A 549-nucleotide genomic window follows, 5' to 3' on the forward strand; every position below is an offset into this window, starting at 1 on the left:
CGGCAGCTCGCCCGCCGGCCAGGTGAGGGTCGATTGGGTCAACAGCGCCCGGGGCTGACTGTCCTGCAGCATGAACGCCATGCGTTCGGCGGGGTGGGCGGGATCGATCGGCACATAGGCCGCGCCGGCCTTGAGCACGGCCAACAGACCGACGATCATTTCCAGGCTGCGTTCGGCACAGATCGCCACCCGCTGATCGGGTTGCACGCCGAGGACCAGCAACTGCCGGGCCAGGTGATTGGCCCGGCGGTTGAGCTGGCGATAGGTCAGTTGCCGCGTTTCGCAGACCAGCGCCACCGCTTCGGGATTGGCCTGCACCTGGGTTTCAAACAGGGTATGAATCGGCTGTGGGGCACCGAACTCGGTGACGGTACGGTTGAAGTCGCGCAGCAGCAGTTGGCGCTCGGCGTCGGGCACGACGTCGAGGTGGCTGGCCAGGCGCTCGGGAGCCTGTTCCAGGGCGTCGACCAATGCGGTCACGGCCTGCGCGAGGTAGGCGGCGATCCGCTGCGGGTCGATGCCGGTGATGGATTGAGCGGTCAGGGAGAA

The 549-nt window shown here is 67.2% G+C and carries 1 protein-coding gene; it reads right to left on the bottom strand.

Translation table 11 applies throughout. From position 1 onward, the window contains the following. Positions 1-549 (bottom strand): AMP-binding protein (locus tag MMG91_RS28830; RefSeq protein WP_310661456.1); only part of this gene is annotated, 549 nt, incomplete at both ends.

The organism is Pseudomonas sp. JL3 (assembly GCF_031570575.1).
In the GTDB taxonomy this organism is placed as follows: Bacteria; Pseudomonadota; Gammaproteobacteria; order Pseudomonadales; family Pseudomonadaceae; genus Aquipseudomonas; species Aquipseudomonas cucumis.